This is a genomic window from Mycobacterium sp. NGS57 (assembly GCF_059812405.1).
Window position 1 is genome coordinate 46,345 of the sequence record NZ_JCALCP010000020.1, and the last position, 6,546, is coordinate 52,890.

Consider the following 6,546-nt stretch of genomic DNA (forward strand, 5'->3'; position numbering starts at 1 on the left):
AGACCCGTGGCCGAGCAGGGAGGCGCTCCGGGCGCTGTGATCAAAGCCGGCGTCTACAACGTCTACACCGGGGAATTGGGGGGCACCGCGATGCCGACGGCGGCCCAGCTGGGCCTCGAGCCGCCCCGCTTCTGCGCGGAATGCGGCCGCCGGATGGTGGTGCAGGTGCGCCCCGACGGGTGGCGGGCGCGGTGCTCGCGGCACGGCGAGGTGGACTCGGCCGACCTGGAGCCCCAGCGGTGACCGGCGTGTCCCGCCGCGCGCGGACGCGCGCGGTCCTGGTCGTCGCGCTGGGAACGGCGGCGACCGGCGTGCTGCTGGGCGGGCTGTGGGCGTGGATCGCCCCGCCGATCCACGCGGTGGTGGCGATCACGCGCGCGGGCGAGCGCGTCCACGACTACCTCGGCAACGAATCTCAGCACTTCTTCGACGCGCCCTGCCTGTTGCTGGGCCTGCTGATGGCGCTGGCGGTGGTGGGCACGGTCCTGGTGTGGCAGTGGCGCGAGCACCGCGGGCCGGCCATGGTCGTGGGGCTGTCGGTCGGCATGGCCGCCGCCGCGGCCGCCGCGGCGGCGACGGGCGCGGTGCTGGTCCGAATCGCCTACGGCGCGATGAACTTCGACGCCGTGCAGGTCTCGGGCAAGCCCGCGGTGGCCTACGTCGTCCAGGCGCCGCCGGTGTTCTTTGCCCAGGACGCGCTGCAGGTGGCGCTGACCCTCGTCTGGCCCGCCGGCATCGCCGCGCTGGTATACGCGCTGATCGCGGCAGCCGACGCGCGCGACGACCTCGGTGGCCTGCCGGTCAGCCGTCCGGCGCATCCGCCGGAGCCGGCCGTGAGCGTCCCTACAGCGGACGACGCGGAATCTTCCGGCCGGTGACGACCTTGGCCGCGATCTTGCCCAGCCGGGCCATGCCGACGTAGGTCATCGGGTTGAACATCGTCGGCCACGTGGTCCGCACCAGGTGCTCGGTCAGGGGCCGGCCGGCGAACCGGTCGGTGAGCCAGCGCAGCGTCATCGGGGCGGACAGCGGATGCAGGCACAGGTGCTCGTTGAATCGGTCCCGGTGGTAGGTGACGCGGGCGCCACCGGCTGAATAGGCGTCGGCCAGCGCGTCGATGTCGTGCACGTCGATGAGGTAGTCGTGCACGGCCTGCACGATCAGCACCGGCGGCGTCGGCACCGCCGCGCCCAGTTTGATCGCGTCGAAGACGTGGGTCACCTCGGGCGTGGACAGGATGTCCTCGAGCGGCTCGTCGAGGTAGTCGCCCATGTTCTTGCCGGCCATCCGCACGACCGCCTCGACCGTCGTCATGTCCTCCAGCGCGTCGAGCAGGGCGCGTCCCTCGGCGTTGGTGTGCTCCCGGACCACCCGGTCCAGGTCGGGGTAGATGTGCGAGAGCGCGGCCACCACCAGCGCGGGCAGACCGGCCAGGAAGCTGCCGTTGAGCCGGCGGAAGGTGTGGCCCAGGTCGCCGACCGGCGATCCCAGCACCGCCCCGACGATGTCCAGGTCGGGCGCGTAGTCCGCGCAGATCTCGGCGGCCCACGCGCTGGCCAGGCCGCCGCCGGAGTAGCCCCACAGCCCGATCGGCGCCGAGCGCGACAGGCCGAGACGTTCGCAGTTCAGCGCGGCCCGGATCCCGTCCAGGACGCGGTAGCCGGGCTCATAGGGCGCGCCCCACGAGCCGTGGATGCCCTCGTGGTCGGGCACCGAGACGGCCCAGCCCTCGGCGACGGCGGCGCTGATCAGCAGGAGCTCCAGCTGGCTCAGCGATCCCAGCGCCTTCGCCCGGCGCCGCAGCGCGTACGAGGGGAAGCAGCGCGACGTCATGGCGTCGATCGCGCACTGATACGACAGCACCGGGCAGTCCTGCCCGGTCGCGCGCCCGGCCGGGGCGATCACGGTGGTCACCGTCGCCTCCGGCGCACCGTTCATGTCCATCGTCCGGTACAGCAGTTGCACGGCGGTGACGGTCTGCGGGATCAGGCCCAGAAACGCCAGTTCCACCTCGCGCGAGCGCAGCACCGTGCCGGGTTCGGCGTGCTGGTAGCCCGGCGGCGGTTGGTAGAACGGGTCGTCGCAGGGCAGCAGCGGACGCACCTTGCGCTGCAGATTTTCGTGGGGAGGGCGTGCGATCCATTGCGCGCCACGTGCCCCCGCGAGATTGCCGAGCTCAACCATTCAGGATCCCTTCTTGGCCATCTGGCATTCTCGCGCATGAACGGGTGGTAGCCAAAACGCAATCGCCGCATTGTGAGCGAGTTCTCTCGGGCTCAGACCTGGCCGGGCGGGCGGAATGCGGCGAATTCGTCGGTGACCCGCAGCCGCGAGTCGGTGAAGTGATACAGCGCCGCCGGCCGCCCGCCGCTGCGCCCGGACTGGGCGATGGTGCCGGTCTGGCTGATGACCCCGCGGCGGACCAGCACCCGTTGCAGGTTCGTCGCGTCGACCTGGTAGCCCAGCGCGGCGCCGTAGATGTCGCGCAGCGTCGACAACGCGAATTCCTTTGGCGCCAAGGCGAACCCGATGTTGGTGTAGGACATCTTGGCGACCAGCCTGGTCTGGGCGTGGGCCACCATCGGGCCGTGGTCGAAGGCCATCGGCGGCAGCGCGTCCACCGGGTGCCAGCGGGTGTCCGGTGGCAGCTCGGGCGTGGCGGGGGATGGCACCAGACCCAGGAACGTCGAGGCGATCACCCGCTGGCCCGGCACCCGCTGCGGGTCGGAGAACACGGCCAGCTGCTCGAGGTGGGCCAGCTCCTTCAGGTCGACCTTCTCGGCCAGCTGGCGGCGCACGGACGTGGTCATGTCCTCGTCGTTGCGCAACCGCCCGCCCGGCAATGACCAGGCGCCTTGCTGCGGGTCCTTGGCGCGCTGCCACAGCAGGACGTTCAGCTGCGGTTTCGCCGCCGGTGTGGCGGGCGTCACCTGACGAACCTGGAACACGACCGCCAGCACCTCGTGCGCGGTGCTAGGATTGAGCATGTTTTCGATTGTAAGTCGAAAACCTGCTGGACGCGAAAGGGGCTCTCCGTGACGGTTTCCAATCGCATGGACACGCTCGCGGAGGACCTGGCCGGCCGGATCACGAACACCCCCACCGGGTATGCCGGGCTGGACGGGGACGAGCAGTGGGCGGCGGAGGTCCGGCGGCTGGCCAAGCTGCGCGGCGCCACCCTGCTCGCGCACAACTACCAACTGCCCGCCATCCAGGACGTCGCCGACCACGTCGGCGACTCGCTGGCGCTGTCGCGCATCGCCGCCGACGCGCCCGAGGACACCATCGTGTTCTGCGGCGTGCACTTCATGGCCGAGACCGCCAAGATGCTCAGCCCGGACAAGACCGTGCTCATCCCGGACCAGCGGGCGGGCTGCTCGCTGGCCGACTCGATCACCGCCGAGGACCTGCGCGCCTGGAAGGACGAGCACCCCGGCGCCGTCGTCGTCTCCTACGTGAACACCTCGGCCGCGGTGAAGGCGCTTACCGACATCTGCTGCACCTCGTCCAACGCGGTCGAGGTCGTCGAGTCCATCGACCCCGACCGCGAGGTGCTGTTCTGCCCGGACCAGTTCCTCGGCAACCACGTGCGCCGGGTGACCGGGCGCGAAAACCTGCACGTGTGGGCCGGCGAATGTCACGTGCACGCCGGCATCAACGGAGACGAGCTCTCCGAGCAGGCGCGGGCGAACCCCGACGCCGAGCTGTTCGTCCACCCCGAATGCGGTTGCGCCACTTCGGCTTTGTACCTGGCCGGCGAGGGAGCCGTCCCGGCCGAGCGGGTGCGCATCCTGTCCACCGGCGGCATGCTCGACGCCGCCCGTGAGACCCAGGCCCGCAAGGTGCTGGTCGCCACCGAGGTCGGCATGCTCTACCAGTTGCGCAGGGCGGCACCGGAGGTCGACTTCCGCGCCGTCAACGACCGCGCCTCGTGCAAGTTCATGAAGATGATCAACCCGGCGGCCCTGTTGCGCTGCCTCATCGAGGGCGCCGACGAAGTCCACGTCGACCCGGACATCGCGGCGGCGGGCCGGCGCAGCGTGCAGCGGATGATCCAGATCGGGCAGCCGGGCGGCGGCGAATGACCGCCCGCCCCAATTGGTCCCACACCGCCGACGTCGTCGTCATCGGAACGGGCGTCGCCGGTTTGGCCGCCGCGCTGGCCGCCCACCGCGCCGGGCGTCGCGTCGTCGTGCTGTCCAAGGCGGACCGGGCGCGGGGGGTGACCGCCACGCACTACGCGCAGGGCGGCATCGCGGTCGTCCTGCCCGACAATGACGACTCGGTGGACGCCCACGTCGCCGACACCGTGGTCGCCGGCGCGGGCCTGTGCGACCCCCAGGCGGTCTACTCGATCGTCGCCGACGGTTACCGCGCGGTGTCCGAATTGGTCGGCCGCGGTGCGCGATTCGACGAGGCCGCCCCCGGGCGCTGGGACGTGACCCGCGAGGGCGGCCACTCGCGGCGCCGCATCGTGCACGCCGGCGGCGACGCCACCGGCGCCGAGGTGCAGCGCGCGCTCGACCACGCCGCCGCCACGCTGGACATCCGCACCAGCCACGTGGCGCTGCGGGTGCTGCACGACGAAGACGCCGTGACCGGGGTGTGGGTCGGCACCCCGGACGGGTACGGGATCCTCAGCGCGCCGTCGGTGATCCTGGCCTCCGGCGGGCTCGGGCACCTCTACGGTGCGACCACCAACCCCGACGGCTCCACCGGCGACGGAATCGCGCTGGCGCTGTGGGCCGGGGTGGCGGTCAGCGACCTCGAGTTCATCCAGTTCCACCCGACCATGCTGTTTTCCGCCTCCGCCGGCGGCCGGCGCCCGCTGATCACCGAGGCCATCCGCGGCGAGGGCGCGATACTGCGTGACAGCCAGGGCAATTCGGTCACGGCCGGAGTGCACCCGATGGGCGATTTGGCCCCGCGCGATGTCGTCGCGGGCGCCATCGACGCGCGCCTGAAGGAAACCGGCGACCCGTGCGTCTTCCTCGATGCGCGCGGCATCGCCGGCTTCGAGGCCCGGTTCCCCACCGTCACCGCCGCGTGCCGGGCCGCCGGGGTCGACCCCGTCCGCCAGCCCATCCCGGTCGTGCCCGGCGCGCACTACAGCTGCGGCGGAGTCGTCACCGACGTGGACGGCCAGACCGGGCTGCCGGGCCTGTTCGCCGCGGGTGAGGTGGCCCGCACCGGGATGCACGGCGCGAACCGCTTGGCGTCCAACAGCTTACTGGAAGGCCTGGTGGTCGGTGGCCGCGCCGGAAGGGCGGCGGCCGCGCACGCTCTCGCGGCCGGGCGCACGCGCGCCGTCGCGCCCGAGCCCATCGCCCACACCGCCCCGCAGCGCGCCGAGCTGCAGCGCGCGATGAGCCTCGACGCCTCGGTGGTGCGCGACGCCGCCGGCCTGAATCGGTTGTCCGCCAAGCTGTCCGGGGCGCCGGTCCGCGACGTGGCCGGCCGCCGCGATTTCGAGGACGTCGCGCTGACGCTGGCCGCGCGGGCGGTGACGGCGGCGGCCCTGGCGCGCACCGAAAGCCGCGGCTGCCACCATCGCGCGGAGTACGCCGGCACCGTGCCGGAGCAGGCCCGCAGCAGCGTGCTGCGGCTGGCCGACGACCACGACTCCGTGCTGGTGGAGACGCTGGCGGCGGTGGTCTGACGATGCTGTCCGACTGCGAACTCGACGCCGCTCGAGACGCCATCCGGCGCGCCCTGGACGAGGACCTGCGCTACGGGCCCGACGTCACCACGCTGGCCACCGTCCCCGCCGGCGCGGTGGTCACGGCGTCGATGGTGCCCCGCGAGCCGGGCGTCATCGCCGGCGTGGACGTCGCGCTGCTGGTCCTCGACGCGGTCCTGGCCGGCGGCTACGACGTGGTCCACCGCGTCGACGACGGCGTCCGCCTGTGCCCGGGCGAACCGGCGCTGACGGTGCGGGCCGACACCCGGGGCCTGTTGACCGCGGAGCGGACCGCGCTGAACCTGATCTGCCACCTGTCGGGGATCGCCACCACGACCGCGGCCTGGGTCGACGCGGTGCGTGGCAGCAAGGCCAAGGTCCGTGACACCCGCAAGACCCTGCCCGGCCTGCGCGCCCTGCAGAAATACGCGGTGCGCGTCGGCGGCGGCGTCAACCACCGGCTGGGGCTGGGCGACGCCGCGCTGATCAAGGACAACCACGTCGCGGCCGCGGGATCGGTGGTCGAGGCGCTGCGGGCCGTGCGCGAGGCCGCGCCGGGCCTGCCGTGCGAGGTGGAGGTGGACTCGCTCGAGCAGCTCGACGAGGTGCTGCCCGAAAAGCCCGAGCTGGTCCTGCTGGACAACTTCCCGGTGTGGCAGACGCAGACGGCCGTGCAGCGCCGCGACGCCCGCGCCCCGGCCGTGCTGCTCGAGTCGTCCGGCGGGCTCAGCCTGGACAACGCCGCGACCTACGCCGCCACCGGGGTGGACTACCTGGCCGTCGGCGCGCTGACGCACTCCGTGTGCGTGCTCGACGTCGGCCTGGACATGTAATTCTCCCGCGAGAGTGCAGGTACCGACGCCGCT

At 72.5% G+C, this 6,546-nt stretch carries 7 protein-coding genes; 5 read left to right on the top strand and 2 right to left on the bottom strand.

Annotation, left to right across the window (positions count from 1 at the left end; genetic code table 11):
- Positions 1-6 precede the first annotated feature (6 nt).
- On the top strand, positions 7-243 hold the full coding sequence (gene bsaP, locus AC5Y43_RS24485; protein ID WP_499977066.1) for a biotin synthase auxiliary protein BsaP: 237 nt from the start codon (positions 7-9) through the stop codon (positions 241-243).
- Positions 240-878, top strand: a complete 639-nt coding sequence (locus AC5Y43_RS24490; RefSeq protein ID WP_499977068.1) for a DUF2567 domain-containing protein — start codon at positions 240-242, stop codon at positions 876-878. Before bsaP ends, AC5Y43_RS24490 begins: the two co-directional genes overlap by 4 nt.
- On the opposite strand, the gene AC5Y43_RS24495 is transcribed toward AC5Y43_RS24490, so the two are convergent.
- Positions 844-2,184, bottom strand: coding sequence for a lipase family protein (locus AC5Y43_RS24495; protein ID WP_499977070.1), 1,341 nt, complete (start codon positions 2,182-2,184; stop codon positions 844-846). The two genes, AC5Y43_RS24490 and AC5Y43_RS24495, sit on opposite strands and share 35 nt — an antisense overlap.
- A 92-nt stretch (positions 2,185-2,276) precedes the next feature.
- Positions 2,277-2,987 (bottom strand): NUDIX hydrolase, encoded by a 711-nt coding sequence (locus AC5Y43_RS24500; protein ID WP_499977072.1) that lies wholly within the window; start codon positions 2,985-2,987, stop codon positions 2,277-2,279.
- Between the two features lie 48 nt (positions 2,988-3,035).
- Here AC5Y43_RS24500 and nadA point away from each other — a divergent pair, with 48 nt between their 5' ends.
- The 3 genes from nadA to nadC are packed head-to-tail and all read left to right on the top strand — an operon-like array spanning position 3,036 to position 6,513.
- A complete protein-coding gene (gene nadA, locus AC5Y43_RS24505) occupies positions 3,036-4,085 on the top strand; it encodes a quinolinate synthase NadA (protein WP_499977074.1) in 1,050 nt (349 codons plus the stop codon).
- Entirely contained in the window at positions 4,082-5,659 is a 1,578-nt protein-coding gene (locus AC5Y43_RS24510) for an L-aspartate oxidase (RefSeq protein WP_499977076.1), read from the top strand. The genes nadA and AC5Y43_RS24510 overlap by 4 nt, the downstream gene beginning before the upstream one ends.
- Positions 5,660-5,661: 2 nt before the next feature.
- Entirely contained in the window at positions 5,662-6,513 is an 852-nt protein-coding gene (nadC, locus tag AC5Y43_RS24515; protein ID WP_499977078.1) for a carboxylating nicotinate-nucleotide diphosphorylase, read from the top strand.
- The last annotated feature ends 33 nt before the right edge of the window (positions 6,514-6,546 follow it).

Coding starts and splice junctions, on each gene's coding strand:
- nadC (WP_499977078.1), top strand. CDS start 5,662: ATGCTGTCCGACTGCGAACTCGACGCCGCTCGAGACGCCATCCGGCGC.
- AC5Y43_RS24500 (WP_499977072.1), bottom strand. CDS start 2,987: ATGCTCAATCCTAGCACCGCGCACGAGGTGCTGGCGGTCGTGTTCCAG.
- AC5Y43_RS24510 (WP_499977076.1), top strand. CDS start 4,082: ATGACCGCCCGCCCCAATTGGTCCCACACCGCCGACGTCGTCGTCATC.
- AC5Y43_RS24495 (WP_499977070.1), bottom strand. CDS start 2,184: ATGGTTGAGCTCGGCAATCTCGCGGGGGCACGTGGCGCGCAATGGATC.